This window comes from Janthinobacterium paucivorans (assembly GCF_051380805.1).
In the GTDB taxonomy this organism is placed as follows: Bacteria; Pseudomonadota; Gammaproteobacteria; order Burkholderiales; family Burkholderiaceae_D; genus Janthinobacterium; species Janthinobacterium lividum_D.
In genome coordinates, this window is record NZ_JBNYXR010000001.1 from 399,731 (window position 1) to 417,006 (window position 17,276).

12 protein-coding genes are annotated in these 17,276 nt (G+C 61.4%); 11 read left to right on the forward strand and 1 reads right to left on the reverse strand.

Features of this window, described 5'->3' with window-relative positions:
* The first annotated feature begins 139 nt into the window (after window positions 1-139).
* The 7 genes from rpsF (at window position 140) to ACQ4V8_RS01790 (ending at window position 4,936) form a co-directional block, all read left to right on the forward strand.
* A complete protein-coding gene (gene rpsF, locus ACQ4V8_RS01760) occupies window positions 140-526 on the forward strand; it encodes a 30S ribosomal protein S6 (protein WP_010400028.1) in 387 nt (128 codons plus the stop codon).
* 20 nt (window positions 527-546) lie between these two features.
* Window positions 547-855, forward strand: a complete 309-nt coding sequence (gene priB / locus ACQ4V8_RS01765) for a primosomal replication protein N (protein WP_029496570.1) — start codon at window positions 547-549, stop codon at window positions 853-855.
* A gap of 15 nt (window positions 856-870) precedes the next feature.
* Entirely contained in the window at window positions 871-1,161 is a 291-nt protein-coding gene (rpsR, locus tag ACQ4V8_RS01770; RefSeq protein ID WP_010400024.1) for a 30S ribosomal protein S18, read from the forward strand.
* Between the two features lie 27 nt (window positions 1,162-1,188).
* Window positions 1,189-1,644 carry a 50S ribosomal protein L9 gene (rplI, locus tag ACQ4V8_RS01775; protein ID WP_010400021.1) on the forward strand — a complete coding sequence of 152 codons (456 nt, stop codon included), beginning with the start codon at window positions 1,189-1,191 and terminating at the stop codon, window positions 1,642-1,644.
* A gap of 134 nt (window positions 1,645-1,778) precedes the next feature.
* Window positions 1,779-3,164, forward strand: a complete 1,386-nt coding sequence (locus ACQ4V8_RS01780; protein ID WP_010400018.1) for a replicative DNA helicase — start codon at window positions 1,779-1,781, stop codon at window positions 3,162-3,164.
* Window positions 3,165-3,256: 92 nt separating this feature from the next.
* Entirely contained in the window at window positions 3,257-3,883 is a 627-nt protein-coding gene (locus ACQ4V8_RS01785; protein WP_010400015.1) for a DUF47 domain-containing protein, read from the forward strand.
* 42 nt (window positions 3,884-3,925) lie between these two features.
* Entirely contained in the window at window positions 3,926-4,936 is a 1,011-nt protein-coding gene (locus ACQ4V8_RS01790) for an inorganic phosphate transporter (protein WP_010400013.1), read from the forward strand.
* Window positions 4,937-4,981: 45 nt separating this feature from the next.
* Here the strand turns inward: ACQ4V8_RS01790 and ACQ4V8_RS01795 are convergent, their stop codons facing one another.
* Window positions 4,982-5,878, reverse strand: coding sequence for an MBL fold metallo-hydrolase (locus ACQ4V8_RS01795; RefSeq protein ID WP_010400011.1), 897 nt, complete (start codon window positions 5,876-5,878; stop codon window positions 4,982-4,984).
* A gap of 187 nt (window positions 5,879-6,065) precedes the next feature.
* On the opposite strand from ACQ4V8_RS01795, the gene ACQ4V8_RS01800 reads away from it, so the two are divergent.
* The 4 genes from ACQ4V8_RS01800 (at window position 6,066) to ACQ4V8_RS01815 (ending at window position 17,269) form a co-directional block, all read left to right on the forward strand.
* On the forward strand, window positions 6,066-7,688 hold the full coding sequence (locus ACQ4V8_RS01800) for a GAF and HD-GYP domain-containing protein (protein WP_010400009.1): 1,623 nt from the start codon (window positions 6,066-6,068) through the stop codon (window positions 7,686-7,688).
* Window positions 7,685-9,958 carry a CHASE2 domain-containing protein gene (locus ACQ4V8_RS01805; protein WP_436570796.1) on the forward strand — a complete coding sequence of 758 codons (2,274 nt, stop codon included), beginning with the start codon at window positions 7,685-7,687 and terminating at the stop codon, window positions 9,956-9,958. The genes ACQ4V8_RS01800 and ACQ4V8_RS01805 overlap by 4 nt, the downstream gene beginning before the upstream one ends.
* A gap of 209 nt (window positions 9,959-10,167) precedes the next feature.
* On the forward strand, window positions 10,168-11,778 hold the full coding sequence (locus ACQ4V8_RS01810; RefSeq protein ID WP_070346471.1) for a ShlB/FhaC/HecB family hemolysin secretion/activation protein: 1,611 nt from the start codon (window positions 10,168-10,170) through the stop codon (window positions 11,776-11,778).
* 16 nt (window positions 11,779-11,794) lie between these two features.
* Window positions 11,795-17,269 carry a YDG domain-containing protein gene (locus ACQ4V8_RS01815; protein ID WP_436570797.1) on the forward strand — a complete coding sequence of 1,825 codons (5,475 nt, stop codon included), beginning with the start codon at window positions 11,795-11,797 and terminating at the stop codon, window positions 17,267-17,269.
* Window positions 17,270-17,276 lie beyond the last annotated feature (7 nt).

Sequence of the window (17,276 nt, forward strand, 5' to 3'; positions counted from 1 at the left end):
GGCTGGCCGCGTGAATGGGCCGCTTGTTGAAGCAATCATTGAAACGTTTGCAAAAGCCGGTTATAATCTTCGGCTGACCTTCCCACACCCGTCTTGACGCCGGGGTGGGCGATTATCAATCCGACCTGAAGGAGTTTGCATGCGTCATTATGAAATAGTCTTTATCGTCCATCCGGACCAAAGCGAGCAAGTGCCCGCGATGATCGAACGCTACAAAGCCAGCGTAACCACCCGCGGCGGTTCGGTTCACCGCGTGGAAGATTGGGGCCGCCGTCAAATGGCTTACTCGATCCAAAAGCTGCCTAAAGCACACTACATCTGCCTGAACATCGAATGCGACAACGAGACCCTGGTCGAGTTGGAAACAGCATTCAAATTCAATGATGCCGTGTTGCGTCACCTGACCGTTAAAATGAAGAAAGCTGAAACAGCTCCTTCGCCGATGATGAAATCGGTACAACGCGAAGACGCGGCCAAAAGCCACCGCACCGAAGCACCAGCAGCCGCTCCAGCAGCAGCAGCCTAATTGTTGACCAGGATCGTGCGCTGAACCAGCTACAAGTCACTGCCATCATTGCCGAGCGCGAAATATTGCGCTATACCCCGGCAGGGTTGCCGATTGTGAATGCAGTATTGCAACACTCTTCGCAGCAGATGGAAGCAGGAATTGCCCGTTTGACCGAGTTTGATATTGCCGCGCTAGCCGCTGGTGAAATCTCAGGCCGGTTCAGTCAGGCAAGCTTGGGCGGGGTGTATCAGTTCACGGGTTTCCTGGCCAGAAAAAGCCGCAACAGCAAGAGTTTGGTGTTTCACATCATTGATTTTAGTGCAGTCACCCCGACTAGCGCATTTTAGATACAGGAGCCTGACATGGCATTCGGTAAAAAGTTCGACAAAAATAAGCTCAAGCTTAAAGAAAAACGCAAACAGCAAAATCCGTTGTTCAAACGCAAGAAGTTCTGCCGCTTCACCGCAGCTCACGTTGAGCAAGTCGACTACAAAGACGTCGACACGCTGAAAGACTTCGTCCAAGAAAACGGCAAGATCATGCCAGCACGCCTGACCGGTACCAAAGCGCACTACCAGCGCCAAGTTGACACCGCAATCAAGCGCGCTCGCTTCCTCGCGCTGCTGCCATACACCGATCTGCACCACGCTTAATCGGTCAGATATTCCTGGAGAAGAACTATGCAAATCATTCTGTTAGAAAAAGTTGTTAACGTCGGTAACCTCGGCGAAGTCGTCAAAGTCAAAGACGGTTACGCACGTAACTTCCTGATCCCGCAACGCCTGGCACGTCGTGCTACGGCAACCGCTGTGGCTGAATTCGAAGTCAAGCGCGCCGAACTGGAAAAAGCTGCTGCCGCCAAGTTGGCCGCATCGCAAGCCCAGGGCGAAAAACTGAGCGGCCTGACCGTTCAAGTTGCTCAAAAAGCTGGCGTCGATGGCCGTCTGTTCGGTTCCGTCACCAACTTCGACATCGCTGAAGCGCTGACCAAGCAAGGTTTTGCTGTTGAAAAAGCACAAATCCGCATGCCTACCGGCCCGCTGAAGACCGTTGGCGAGCACAACGTTTCGGTTGCTCTGCACACCGACGTCGTCGTCGAAGTCGTTATCGCTGTCGTTCCAGACGCAAACGCGTAATCGTTTGCGGGCCTGGCCCGCAAGTGTGACGCTCTATGAAAAGCCGGGTTCGCCCGGCTTTTTTATGGCCTTTTTTTCGCTCAATTTCAGCCCTTTATTTTTGCCAGCACGCCGAAGCGGGTATAATTCGCGCCATGAACGTCCCCTCTGATCCGCAACTGGATTCCCTCCGTATTCCGCCGCATTCGATCGAAGCAGAACAATCCGTTATCGGTGGTCTGCTGCGCGATAATGCAGCGTATGACCGCATCGCCGACTTCATGCATGCGGAGGATTTCTATCGCTATGACCATCGCATCATCTTCGAGCAAATCGTCAAGATGATTAACGCTTCCAAGCCAGCCGATGTCATTACTGTTTTTGAAACCCTGACCCAGCTCGGCAAGGCCGATGATGTGGGCGGACTCGCGTATCTGAACGCCATGGCGCAAAATACGCCATCGGCCGCGAACATCCGGCGTTACGCCGAGATCGTGCGCGACCGCGGCGTGCTGCGCAAACTTATCACCGTCGCCGACGATATTTCCGGCACGGCCTTCAGCCCGCAAGGCAAGGAAGTCAAGCAGATGCTTGACGAGGCCGAGTCGAAGATTTTCGCCATCGCCGAAGAGGGCGCGCGCGGCGCCCAGGGCTGGACCGCTATCCAGCCCCTGCTGACGCAGGTGGTCGAGCGTATCGACGAGCTCTATAGCCGCGACAACCAGAGTGAAATCACGGGCGTGCCCACCGGTTTCATCGACCTCGACCGCATGACATCAGGTCTGCAGCCGGGCGACCTGGTCATCGTGGCGGGCCGTCCATCGATGGGTAAAACGGCGTTTTCCGTCAATATCGGCGAAAACGTTGCCATTGACAGCGGCTTGCCCGTGGCCGTGTTCTCGATGGAGATGGGCGGCGCCCAGCTTGCCATGCGTATGCTAGGCTCCGTCGGGCAGCTGGACCAGCATCGTCTGCGCACGGGCCGCCTGAATGACGAAGACTGGCCGCGTCTGACGAATGCGATTCAAAAGATGAACGACGCCCAGTTGTACATCGATGAAACGCCGGCCTTGAATTCCATCGAACTGCGCGCCCGTTCGCGCCGTTTGTCGCGTCAATGCGGCAAGCTCGGTTTGATCATCGTCGATTACTTGCAGCTGATGTCGGCCAATACGCCGGGCGATAACCGCGCCTCGGAGATTTCCGAGATTTCACGCGGCTTGAAAGGCCTGGCGAAAGAACTCGGTTGCCCGGTGATTGCCCTGTCGCAGTTGAACCGCTCGCTGGAGCAACGCCCGAACAAGCGTCCTGTGATGTCGGACTTGCGCGAATCGGGCGCTATTGAGCAGGACGCCGACGTAATCCTGTTCATTTACCGTGACGAGGTGTATAACCCCGACTCGCCAGACAAGGGTACAGCCGAAATCATCATCGGTAAACAACGTAACGGTCCAATCGGCAGCATTCGTCTCACCTTCATGGGGCAGTACACCAAATTTGGCAATTACAGCGGTGGCCTGGCGCTTTACCAAGGCGACTAAGACCCCGCAGCACTGGCACCCCATCGCTGCCCCCTCTTGCGGGGCGGCTTTCTGTAGTAAATATCACGATTTAATGCTTAACGGAGAATCACATGTTTGGACGCTTGATGCCCACTGAGGGCAAGTTTTTTGAATTGTTTAACCAGCACGCGGAACTGTGCGTCAAGGGCGCCAAAGAAATGCTCGGCCTGATGACCAATTTCGACGACCTGGAAAACCGCGTGCATGCGATCGAAAGCATCGAGAAACAGGCCGACAAAGTCACTTACGCCACCGTGGAAATGCTGCACAAAACCTTCATCACGCCGATCGACCGTGACGACATCCATCAACTGATCACGCGCCAGGACGACATCCTCGACCTGCTGGAAGACGCGGCGCAAACCGTCTCGCTGTACGACTTGAAAGCTGTCACGCCGGAAGCCAAGCGCCTGGCCGAACTGGTCTTGGCCTGTACCGAAAAAGTGCGCGATGCCGTCGCCATGCTGCACAACATGGACAACTCGCGCAAGATCGTCGCCATCTGCGAAGAGATCGACCGTCTGGAATCGGACGCCGACCACGTGATGCGCGCTGCCATGTCCAAGTTGTTCCGCGACGAGCCGGACGTGCGCAACTTGATCAAGCTGAAAGCGATCTACGAAATTCTGGAAACCGTGACTGACCGTTGCGAAGATGTGTCCAATATTATCGAAGGCATCATCGTCGAAAACGCGTAAGCGTTGGGCATGTCCTGAACCAGAATCAGAAAAGAAATTACAATGACCATACAAATCAGCATCTACGTGCTAGGCCTGTTGATCGCCCTCGCGCTGCTGTTTGACTTCATGAACGGCTTCCACGATGCCGCCAACGCGATCGCCACGGTGGTCTCGACAGGCGTATTGAAACCGCAGACCGCCGTTGCCATGGCCGCCACGTTCAACTTCGTCGCCATCTTCGTGTTCCACCAACTGACCGTCGCTGCCACGGTGGGCAAAGGCACCATTGACCCGACAGTGATTGACCAGTACGTGGTCTTTGGCGCGCTGATGGGCGCCATCTTCTGGAATTTGTTTACCTGGTATTACGGTATTCCATCGTCTTCCTCGCACGCGCTGATCGGCGGCCTGGTGGGCGCCGCCGTCGCCAAGTCGGGTACGGGCGCGCTGGTCGCGGCCGGCCTGTGGAAAACAGTGGCCTTCATCGTGATCGCACCGGTGCTGGGCTTTGTGTTCGGCTCGATCATGATGCTGCTGGTATCCTGGATCTTCGTGCGATCGACGCCGCGCAAGGTCGACAAGTGGTTCCGCCGTCTGCAACTGGCATCAGCGGCGGCCTACAGCCTGGGCCACGGCGGCAATGATGCGCAAAAGACCATCGGCATCATCTGGATGCTGCTGATCGCCGCCGGCTACTCGAGCGTGAACGACCAGATGCCGCCGCTGTGGGTCATCATCTCGTGCTACACGGCCATCAGTTTCGGTACGCTGTTCGGCGGCTGGCGCATCGTCAAGACCATGGGCCAGAAGATCACCAAGCTCAAACCCGTCGGCGGCTTCTGCGCTGAAACGGGCGGCGCGATCACCCTGTTCGTTTCGACGGCGCTGGGTATTCCCGTGTCGACCACGCACACCATTACGGGCGCCATCGTCGGCGTCGGCTCGGCACAAAAAATGTCGGCTGTGCGCTGGGGTGTCGCGGGCAACATCGTCTGGGCCTGGATATTCACGATTCCTGCCTCCGCTTTCGTGGCGGCGGTTGCATGGTGGATAGGCCACCACATCATGTAATGAATAGCCATCGCCAGTAAAAAGGGAGCCTTGCGGCTCCCTTTTTTATACCCCGGCCAGTTCCACCGTGAGTCCTTCGCAGGCGAGGAACACTTGCAAGCCATCAAGACGGTGCACATAGCGGCCCATCACGTCGGCAAATACGGCTTCGAGTTGCTCATCGCTGCGGGTCGGCTCATGGTGGGTGCAGTACAGGCGCCGCGCGCCGCAGCGCAGAGCCAGCTCGAAGGCGGCGTCGAAGGTGCCGTGGCCCCAGCCTTGCTTGCCCGTGTACTCCTCGCGCGTGTATGAGCAGTCCATGATCAGCGCATCGACGCCGGCGACCGCCGCGTCGATGCCTGCCTGGCGCTGCACATTGCGCTGCGCGCAGGCGGCATGCTCGGCATGGCCGGGCGGATGCAGGTTGTAGAACGGTTCATGGTCGCCGCTGAAAAACAGCGAAGCGCCGCCGCAGTCGATGCGGTAGCCCAGGTTGACCACCGGATGGTTCATTTCCGCGCCGCGCACGCATGCACCTCCCACCTCGACGTTTTCGCCCGGTGCCAGGGTGCGGTACTCGATGCTGGCCGCCATGGCCGCTTCGCTGACGGGGAAATAGCTGTCTTGCAACTGTACTGCCATCACGTGCTCGATGCCCCTGCCGGCGACGGCATCGTAGGCGCCATGCAGGCGCATGCGGTTGCCAGCGACGAACAGGGGGCTAAACATGGGCAGGCCGTGGATGTGGTCCCAGTGGCTGTGCGTGATGAAGACGTGCGCGTCGACCGGCAGGCCCGCCGGCAGTTGCTGCGCCAGCGAGAAGATGCCGCTGCCGGCATCGAGAATGATCAGGCTGTCGTTGTCGGTGCGTACTTCGATGCATGTGGTGTTGCCGCCATAGCGCGCCGTGCGCGGGCCGGGGGAGGGGATGGAGCCGCGCACGCCCCTGAACGTGAATTTCATTCAGTACCTTGTTACGGTGTAATTGTTGTTGATTCTATTCTAATTGATGACGTTGGCGGCAACATTTATGCATGTTGCCATATGGAAAGTTATTTCGTTTTGTTGCAACTAAGTAATGTACAGTGCGGTGGGTGGCCGTTACACTGGCGCTTGCCGACTTACTTTTCCTTACCTGATTGCTATCAACATGCCGCAGTTGCACCCTGAGAAAATCGCCCACAGACTGGAGCAATTGACCGAACTCAGTGTCGCGCTCGGCCACGGCCTGGGCGGCGCGGGACATGATATCGGCGCGCTGTTGCAGCGCATCGTCATGCTGGCAAAAAGTATGAGTGGTGCCGATGGCGCCACTCTGTACCGGCCCATGCCAGACTGCCGCCAACTGGCTTTCGACATTAGCGTCAACGATAGCCTGGGCATCGCGCAGGGGGCCGACATGGGATTGCCGGGCGTGCCCCTGTTCGATGGCGCGGGCCAGCCCAACCTGACGTCGGTGGCCGCGTATGCCGCGAACATGCGCCGCAGTGTGAATATCGCCGATGTGTACCGCGACGAGTGCTTTAATTTTTCCGGCATGCGCGACTTTGACCGTCACCATGGCTACCACACGCAATCGATTCTGACGGTGCCCATGAGTGACCATGAGGGTGATTTGATCGGCGTGCTGCAACTGGTCAATGCCAAGGATGGGGGAACTGGCCAGGTGCGCGCTTTTTCTTCCACCGACCAGCGTTTCATCGAGGCCCTGGCTGCGCAGGCGGGCGTGGCGCTGACGAATCAATTGCTCATTTCGCAGCTGGAAGAGCTGCTCGAATCGCTCGTTACCCTGATCAATATCGGCATCGATGAAAAGTCGCCCTACACGGGGCGACATTGCCAATTCGTGCCCGAGTTGACGATGCTGCTGGCCGACGCCGTGCACGCGACCGAGAACGGACCGCTGGCCGATTTCCGGCTCAGCGACAACGAGCGCAAGCAGTTGTGGCTGGCCGGCCTGCTGCACGATTGCGGCAAGATCACCACGCCCGTGCACGTGGTCGACAAGGCCACCAAGCTGGAAACCATTTTTGACCGCATCGCGCTGATCGACACGCGCTACGAAGTGCTGCTGCGCGATGCCGAGATTGCCGCGTTGCGCCAGCAGGCGGCGCAGCCGCAGCAGGCCGAGGCCATCACCCGTGCGCTGGCGCTGGAACAGGCGAGCCTGCGCGAAGAGCGCGACTTCATCCGCAAGGTCAATATCGGCGGCGAAAGCATGGCGCCAGCCGACCAGGAAAGAGTGCGGCGGATCGCCAGGCGCCGCTGGCGTGCGGCCGACGGCGAACTGCGCGATTTTCTCGACGCCGACGAAACGGAAAACCTGACCATCCGCGCCGGCACCCTGACGGCGGCCGAGCGGGCCATCGTCAACAACCATATCAGCGTCTCGATCCGCATGCTCGAAGCGCTGCCGTGGCCCAAGCACCTGCAGAAGGTACCCGAATATGCCGGTGCCCACCACGAGCGCATGGATGGCAAGGGCTATCCGCGCGGACTGACCAAGGAGCAGATGTCGGTACCGGCGCGCCTGATGGCGATTGCCGACATTTTCGAGGCTTTGACAGCGCGCGACCGGCCATATAAAAAGGGCAAGCCACTCTCCGAATCCTTGCGCATCCTCGGTAATTTCAGCCTGAACGGGCATATCGATCCGGACCTGTTCGACGTTTTCATCCGCAGCAAGGTGTACCTGAGCTTCGCTGAAAAGCACCTGCATCCGAGCCAGATCGATGCCGTCGACGAGGCCGCCATTCCCGGCTATACACCGTGACGCGGGCCTGGCACAGCGTGCTGCTACAAGCCTTGCGCAAGCATGGCGCGCGCTTTTTGCTGGGGCTCTTCCTGAGCCTTGCCGCCGCTCTGCTGTGCCTGGCGGGTAACGACAATATCGCCCGGCTTGACGCCATGCTGGGCGACTGGCGCATGCGTGCCGAGACGCCGCAGCTGGAGCGCCGCATCGTCATCGTCGACATCGACGAGCAAAGCCTGACCCGCGTCGGTCGTTTTCCCTGGAGTCGCGATATTCAGGCGCACCTGGTGCGCCAGCTCACCGCGCATTACGCTGTGTCTGTGCTGGCGTTTGACATCTCGTTTCCCGAAACCGATACCAGTTCAGGCTACGCCGTGCTGCAAGGTCTGGCGCGCGGTGCACTGGCCGGCGTGGCCGGTTTGCCGGCGCAGCTGGAAAAACTGCGCCCGGCCATGGATTACGACGGCCTGTTAGCCAGTGCCATGCGCGGCCAGCCCGTGGTGCTGGGCTACGGCGTCTCGGAACGGCAAACCAAGGGCGTGCTGCCGGCACCCGCTTTCAGCGTGGCCGATTTGAATGGGCGCAGCGTCACGGCCTATGTGGCGCGCGGCTACGAAGCCAATATCGCACCGCTGCAGGCGGCCGCGCAAGGCGCCGGCATCTTCACGGCGCTGACCGATACTGACGGCGTGGTGCGTTCCTCGACCCTGCTGACGCGCATCGGCGACGGCTATTATCCTTCGCTATCGCTGGCCACCGTGGCCGTCTACCTGCAGGCGCGCGCCATCGCCCCCCGCTTTACGGGCACGGCAGATACCCTGTCGGCGCGCGAATTGACCAGCGGCGGACTCGAACATATCATGCTGTTTACGCCGCGCGGCGCGATGGCGATACCGGTGGGCGAAGCCCTGACCACCACGGTACAGTACCGGGGCAGGGGTGGCCCCGATGGCGGTGCCTTCCGCTATGTGTCGGCCTCCGACGTGCTGGCCGGGACGGTGCCGCCCGCGCTGCTGAAGGGCGCCATCGTGTTGGTGGGGACCACGGCACCTGGCTTGAACGATATCCGCGCCACGCCCGTGAATGCCGAGTATCCGGGAGTGGAGGTGCACGCCAACCTGATCAAGTCCATGCTCGATGGGCGCTTCAAGTCCCGGCCCGATTACGCACCGGCGTTCGAATTGCTGCAGATTGGTTTGTTTGGCTTGCTGCTGGCCGCTGCCCTGGCCGTGCTGCCGCCGGCCGGCGTGATGCTGGCCACTGTGGCGGGGCTGGCGGCCGCCATCGCCATCAACCTGTACCTGTATGGCGTGCATGACCTGGTGCTGGGCGGCGCCGTGCTGCTGATGCTGATCGTTGCGCTGTTCATCGCCAACCTGGCCTGGGGCTACTTTTTCGAGGTGCGCAAGGGACGCGCGCTGGTGGCGCGCTTCGGCGAATATGTGGCGCCCGAGCTGGTGGCAGAGATGGTCGACGATCCGCAGCGCTACACCATGGAGGGCGAGAACCGCGAATTGACGGTGCTGTTCGCCGACGTGCGCGGTTTTACGGCCATTTCCGAGCAACTGGCGCCGGCGGTGCTGCGCGAATACATCAACCTGTACCTGACAGCGATGTCGGAAGATATCCGCGATAGCCATGGCGGCACGCTGGACAAATACATCGGCGACGCCGTGATGGCGTTCTGGGGCGCGCCCGTCGCTTTTGCCGATCATGCCAGCCGGGCCGTGGCCAGCGCCTTGCTGATGCAGTGCAGCGCGGCGCGCCTCAATGGCGAATTTGCCGCACGCGGCTGGCCGGCGCTGCGCATCGGCATCGGCCTCAACACGGGGGCCATGCATGTGGGCGACATGGGCTCTCGCATCCGCCGCGCCTACACCGTGATGGGCGACAGCGTCAACCTGGCCGCGCGCCTGGAAGGCGCCAGCAAGTTGTATGGCGTGGGCATCGTCGTGGGCGACGCCACGCGCGCCGCCGCGCCGGACTTTATATACCGCGAACTTGATTGCATCCGCGTGTTGGGCAAGCAGGAAGCGGTGGCCATCTTCGAGCCGCGTTGCCTGCTGGCCGATGCCGACGCGGCAGAGCTGGCGCAACTGGAGCGCTGGCACGCGGTGCTGGCACGGCTGCGTGCGCGCGACTGGGGCGCAGCGGGCGTCTTGCTGGCACAGTTGCAGACGGACTTTCCCGACGATGGCCTGTATCTGCTGTACACGGCACGCCTGGCGCACTATCGCTGCATGCCGCCGCCAGCCGATTGGGATGGCGTGACCGTCTTGCATAGCAAGTAGGCCTGCCAGCGGGGCGAAAACGCAGGCAATGGCGCCATTTTTCAGCATTATTGGGCACTGTTTGCTGCGCTGCGAAAGAAATCAGGGAGAAATGTTAGAAATTTCTGACTGGAAACTAAAAGCCGTCTAAAATTTGCCTTCAATCCATTGCCGGACACGCTGGCGCCTGCAGGTCGCGTGCTTGTCCGGTTACACTAGAAATCCTTCACATGACATATCGTTTGCTGCACCTGCTTGCGGGTTCCGCGCTGCTGTTCGCCGTCGGCGCCGTCGGCGCCGCTGTTTCCATGGATGACGGCGCTCCTGTCGTGCAAGACGATGGCGTGCCGCGCTTCGAGATCCGCCGCTTCGACGTGCAGGGCAAGACGCTGCTCACGCAGGCTCAGGTGCAAGAGCTGCTGGCGCCGTATGTGGGAGCGCAGCGCGATTTTTCGCATATTGCCCGCGCCGTCGAGGCGCTGGAAATGGCGTACCGCGAGCGTGGCTACAGCGCCGTGCAGGTGCAACTGCCCGAGCAGGAACTGCAACGTGGCGTGGTGCGCCTGAACGTGCTGCATACGCCGCTGGGCAAGATTGCCATCAGCGGCAATGCCTACGTCGACCAGGCCAACGTGCGGCGCGCCTTGCCGCTCCTGCGTGCAGGCGAGACGCCGAACTTGCCGGCCTTGTCGCAAAGCCTGAAGCTGGCCAATGAAAACCCGGCGCGCAAGATCGAAGTGCGCTTGCAGGCTGACGAGTCGGCGGGCGCGATTGACGCTATCGTCACGGTGGCCGATGAAAAGCCCTGGAAAGCCATGCTCAACGTGGACAACACGGGCAGTGCGCAGACGGGCAAGACGCATGTGGGCGTGGTGCTGCAGCATGCCAACCTGTTCGGCCTCGATCATGTCGCCAGCTTGCAATACACGAGTAGCCTGGAAAAACCGGACAAGGTGGGCGTGTATGGTGCCGGCTACCATGTGCCGCTGTATGCGCTGGGTGACTCGATGGACTTTTTTGCCAGTTACTCGAACGTCGATTCGGGCCGCGTCTCGGCCGGCATCTTTGACCTGGCCGTCAACGGCCAAGGCAGCACGGCCGGCATCCGCTACAACCAGAACTTTGCCCGCAGCGACGATTTCGAACCCAAGCTCGTGTATGGCATCGACTACAAGGCTTACCGCAACAGCGTGCAGCTGCTCGGCATGGAGCTGGGCGCTGACGTCAGCGTGCACCCGCTGAGCATCAGCTACATCGGCAACTGGACCTTGCCGGCGGGAGAGGCCAGCGTGGCGCTCACGTTCGCGCATAATATTGCTGGTGGAAAACATGGCGCGCAAGCCGATTTCGAGCGCGTGCGCGCGCATGCCAAGGCGGCCTACAACACCGTGCGCCTGAGCGCCAGCACGGGGCGCGTACTGGCCGACGACTGGCAATGGCGCGCGCTGGCCAACGCGCAAGTGACGCCGGACGCACTGGTGCCGGGCGAGCAGTTCGGCGCCGGTGGTGCCGGGTCCGTGCGCGGCTTTGCCGAGCGCGCGGTGGCCAATGATTCGGGCGTCAATCTGAACCTGGAACTGTACACGCCGAACTGGTGTGGCCAGGTGCTCGCTTACCAGTGCCGCGCGCTGGCTTTCTATGACACGGCCTGGCTGCGCCGCAACCACGCGCTGCCAGGTGAAAGCGCATCGCAAGGCATCAGCAGCGGCGGCCTCGGCCTGCGCTTGCTGCTGAGCCGCTACGCCAATCTACAACTCGATTACGCCCAGGTCGTCAATGCCGGCGACACGGGACAGCGGGGCGCCAAGCGCCTGCATTTCCGTCTCGCCCTGGCCTACTAGCATCAGGATGAACACCATGCACAATCATGTCCAGCACGCCTCCGCGTCCATCTTGACGCCATCATTTTCGTCACCGTTTGCGCCGCCCATGCGCCGCACGGCGCTGGCGTTGCTGCTGGCTGGCTGTTTCGGCGTGGCGCAGGCCAACCCGGCCTCGCCGCAGTTGGTCCATGGACAGGCGACGTTCAGCCAGCAGGGCAATGTATTGTCGATCACGAACACGCCCAATACCATCATCAACTGGCAGAGTTTTTCCATCCACGCGGGCGAAATCACGCGCTTTATCCAGCAAAACGGCACTAGCGCCGTGCTCAACCGCATTACCGGGCAAGACCCCAGTAAAATTTTGGGCGCGCTCGAATCGAATGGCAAGGTTTTCCTGATCAATCCGAACGGCATCGTCTTCGGCCAGGGCGCGAAAGTGGACGTCAACGCTCTACTAGCGTCCAGCCTGGGCATGTCGAATGACGATTTTCTGTCTGGCAAGGGCCAGTTCACGGCCGGCAGCGTGGCCGGCGGCGTCAGCAATGCGGGTGTGATCAATGCGGGCAAGGGCGGGCAGGTACTCCTGATCGCGCCGAACGTGGAAAACACCGGCATCATCACGGCGCCGAATGGCGAAGTGATTCTGGCAGCCGGGCACAGCGTGCAGCTGGCCGACCCCGGCAATCCGCAATTACGCGTGCTGGTTTCGGCACCAAACGATCAGGCGCTGAACCTGGGACAGATCATCGCCCATGGTGGCAGCATCGGCATGGCCGGCGCGCTGGTCAGCCAGCGTGGCGTGCTCAACGCCAATAGCGCCGTCCTCGGCGAGCATGGCACGATCGTCCTCAAGGCCAGCGGCAAGGCGCTGCTCGAAGCGGGCAGCGCCACCAGCGCCACGGGCGCCGCTGGCAAGGGTGGCGAGATATCGGTGCTGGGCGAGCAGGTAGGCTTGCTCGGCAATGCGAGCATCGATGCCAGCGGCGCCACCGGCGGCGGCACGGTCTTGCTGGGCGGCGATTACCAGGGCAAGAATGCGGCCGTGCAAAATGCGCGCCAGGTGCTCGTCGGCAAAGACGCCAGCGTGCATGCCGATGCCATCGACAGCGGTAACGGCGGCAAGATCATTGCCTGGGGTAATGCCTCGGCGCAGGTGCACGGCAGCCTTTCCGCGCGCGGCGGTGCACAGGGCGGCGACGGCGGCTTGGTCGAAACGTCGGGCCATTATCTGGCCGTCGACGGCATCCGCGTCGATACCAGCGCCCGCTCCGGCAGAGGCAAGCGCGGCAACTGGCTGCTCGATCCATTCGATATCGATATCGTGCAGGGCAATGGCGGCAACCTCGAAGACGTCAACCAGTTCATGGAGGGCCCGCCCGCCAGTAGCACCAGCATCGGTGCCGATACCATTTCCGCCGCCAGCAGCAATGTCATCTTGCAGGCCCAGCACCGTATCAATTTCAGCGCCGCCGTCAACATGCTCAATCCGGGCATCGGCCTGAGCGCCACGGCCGGTGAAACGATCAACGTGTACGCTGCCATTACCACCAACGGTGGCAATGTGAGCCTGTCGGCGAACGACGCCAGCAGCGGTGCTGCGACCGGTCCCGGAGCGAACGTGAACTTGAACGCGCCTATTACCAGCAATGGCGGCAACATTTCGCTATCCGGTGCCGGCGTGGCGGGGGCTGCTGCCGTCAATGTCGGCAATGGCAATCTGAGCTTGCGCGCGAATCAAGTGCTGGGCGGCATCAGCCTGTCGGGTGGCGCAAACCAGCTCAGCGGGAGCGGCATCGCCGGCCAGACGGTGACCCTGCAGGCCGATAATGTCACCCTCGGCGGCGGCATCGATGTCGGCGGCACGGCGGGCGGCGCGAATGTCATCATCAAGCCGCTGAGCAGTTCGCGCAGCATCGACCTGGGCAGCAAATCGGGTACGGCCCTGAGTTTGAACGCGATTGAGCTGGCGGCTATCTCAGCGTCTTCGCTGACCATCGGCGACGGCACGAATACGGGTGGCATCAGCATATCGGATGCGCTCGCCAGGACAGGTGATCTGCACTTCAATGCAGCTGCCACCATCACGGCCACTGGCGCCGTGACGGTAGGTGGCAGCTTTGTGCTCGACGGCGGCAACTGGGTGCAAAACGCGGCGACCCTGCCAGCATTCAGCGCCAGAAGCTTTGCCATCGGCAGCGGCGCCAGTTTCCTGCGCGCGGTCGGTGGCGACGGCGTCACTGCCCCTTATCTGCTCGCCGATATTTATGGCTTGCAAGGCATCGCCAGCCTCGACCTTGGCAATAGCTATCGCCTGGCTGGCAATATCGACGCCAGCGGCACGAGTGCCTGGAATGGCGACGCCGGTTTTCGTCCCATCGCGCATAGCGACTCGGGCGGTTTTTCCGGGCTGCTGGACGGCGCCGGCTATGCCGTCAGCGGCTTGCAGATCCACGGCGCGAGCGCGCCGAACGGCAACCTGAACACCGGCTTGTTTGGCAAGCTGGGTAACGGTACGACAGGCACGGTGCGCCAGTTGAACCTGCTGGGTGGCAATGTCAGCGGCAACAACAATGTGGGCGCCGTGGCTGGCGTGGTCGCTGCGGGCGGCACGATAGAGCAGGTGCAAAGCAGCATGAACGTGGCCGGCCAGGATGGCGTCGGTGGCCTGGCGGGCATCAACCGGGGCCGTATTGCCGTCTCGTACGCCAGCGGCGGCGTCAGCGGCGCACGCAATGTGGGTGGCCTTGTGGGCAGCAACCAGGGCACGCTGGCTGATGTCTACGCCACCGGCGCGGTCGGAGTAGCTGGCAATGCGGATGCCGGACTCGCGCGCGAGCATATCGGCGGCCTGGCTGGCGAGAACACGGGCAGCATCAGCAATGCCTATGCCAGCGGCGCTATCGCGGGCGGCGGCTTCAGTGCGGTAGGCGGCTTGGTTGGCAGCAATAGCGGCGCCTTGGCGAGCACTTACTGGAATATGGACAGCTCCGGCCAGGCGCACGATGGCGGTGCCAGCATCGGCCGCACGGCGGCGCAGATGTCGCGCCTATCGAGCTTCGACGGTTTTGTCTTCGGCGCCGCGCCCGTCTGGCGCATCTATGACGGCTACACGTCGCCGATGCTGAGGGCTTTCCTGAAACCCTTGCAAGTGACTCTTTCGGGCAGCGCCACTGGCAAGGTCTACGATGGCCAACTGGCCACCTTCCTCGGTTCGATCGCCTATACAGGATTAGTCGATGGCGATGTCGGCGTGAATGGCAGCCTTGGCTACGGCAGTAGCGCGCGCAATGTGGGCAACTATGCAGCGACGGGCCTGTGGTCGACCAAGTACGATATCAGCCTGGGCGGCACGACAAGCTTTGCCATCACGCCGCGCGCGTTGAACTATAGCGTCACTGGTGCGCAGAGCCGCGTCTACGACGGCAGCTTGCATGCTGCCCTGAATGGTTATTTTGAAGGTGTGGTGACTGGCGACCAGGTCAGCATGGCCGGTTTGCTGGGCCGCTTCCGTGACAGGAACGTGGGCACTGGCAAGAACGTCGACTACCAGATTGCGACTGGGCACCTGACGGGCGCCGATGCGGGCAACTATGTGCTCTACGACTATGCGGGCAGCACCACGGCCGATATTGGCGCGCGCGCGCTGAACCTGTCTGGCGCGGCCGGCAACAAGGTTTATGATGGCACGACGGGTGCGCAGTTGAACCTGCTGGGGGATGACCGCCTCGCTGGCGACAGATTGACGGCCTCGGTCGTAGCCAGCTTTGCGGACAAAAACGTGGGCGCGGGCAAGACTGTACAGCTGAGTGGCGCGACATTGACGGGTGCCGATGCGGGAAATTACTTTATCGTCTTGCCGACAGGCTTGCTGGCCAGCATTACACCGGCCAGCCTGACCCTGGCAGGCGTGAGCGCCACCGACAAGGTGTATGACGGAACGACTTCCGCGACGGTCAGCGCGTCGGTGAACGGCGTGCTGGGCCGCGATGTGGTCAACGTTGTAGGCGGCAGCGGCAACTTTGCCGACAAGAACGCGGGCACCGGCAAGCTGGTGACGGCTAGCGGTTTCCGCCTGGCCGGCGCCGATGCGGGTAACTACACGCTGCAAACGACGGGGGCGACAGCGCAGGCAACGATTGCGCAAAAACAGATGTCCACCTGGATCGGCAGTGGCAACGGCTTGTGGAGCGATGCCGCCAACTGGGACGGCGGCGTGGTGCCGGAAGGCGCGAACGTGCTGGCCGTCGATTTCTCCCGCAGCAAGGGCATCGTCACCTATAGCGCGGCAGCTGGCAGCACCTTCCTGAAGCGCCTGACTTCTGCCACCGGTTTGCTGTTGACCGGCGGTGAGCTGAGCCTCGGTGAAAGCGCGCTCGACGGCTCGGTGCTGGGCGGCCTGGCCGGCCTGGAAATCAATGGCGGCAGCTTGCTGCTGAACGGCAGCCTGTCGGCGCAGCGTTACGCGCAAGGCGGCGGTGTGCTGAGCGGTAACGGTAACTTGCTCGTCGCCAATAGCTTCAGCCAGGCGGCTGGCGCTATTGGGCTCGCTGGCCAACTGGCCATCACGCAAGCGAGCGGCGACTTGCGCTTCGCCAGCCTGGCAGCGAACGAAGTACGCTTGAGCGCCCTGAATGGCGCCATCGGCCAGGACGGTGCGCTGCGTGCCAGCAGCCTGACGGCGCAGGCGCAAAATGGCATCGTACTGGGCAATACGGGTAATCAGGTGGGCAGTTTTACTGCCAGCAATAGCGCAGCGGGAGGCATTGCGTTGAACAATACCTCGGCGCCGGGCAAGCTGCTCCTGGGGCCGCTGCTCACTGGCGCGGGCAATATCGCCATCGATAACACGGGCGGCATCGCCGCTGGCAATATCAATGCCAATGGCGGCAATATTACCTTGACGGCGCATAGCCCCGTCACCGTCAACGGCAAGCTCATAGGCAATGACATTACACTTAATGCCAGCACGGACATGCTGTTGGGCGAGGGGGCACAGCTGGCAGCGGCGCGCGATATCAGCCTGGTCGCTGGCGGCGATATTGGTCTCGAAGGCAATGCCCAGGTCCTCGGTGGCCGCAATTTCAGCGCCAGTGCGGCAGGCAATGTGCGCTTTGCGGATACGGCAAGCCTCACCGTGCCGGCGGTGGCCGGCATGAGCGTGCTGGCGAAAACGGGCAGCATCACCGGTACGCTGGGCGTGCGTTTCAACCGCCAGCGTGCCGACGTCAGTTTGCTGGCGCCGAAAGGTACGGTGGCCATGCCGGACCCTATCTTCCTGCCTGCCGCGACGATATACCCGCTCCTCGTCGATGCCAGCGTCGTCGTCGCCATCGACAATGCCTTGCGCGTCATCAAACAAGCCGACCGTGCCAATGACCCGCTCGCTTCCATCGCGCCAGTCAAAAATGATGACAAGACGAAAGATAGCAAGGATGTCGCCGGTGACACAGGTAAATCAACAGGATATAAATACAATGACTCGATTAAAAAAACCTACTGTAACTAAAGTCCTG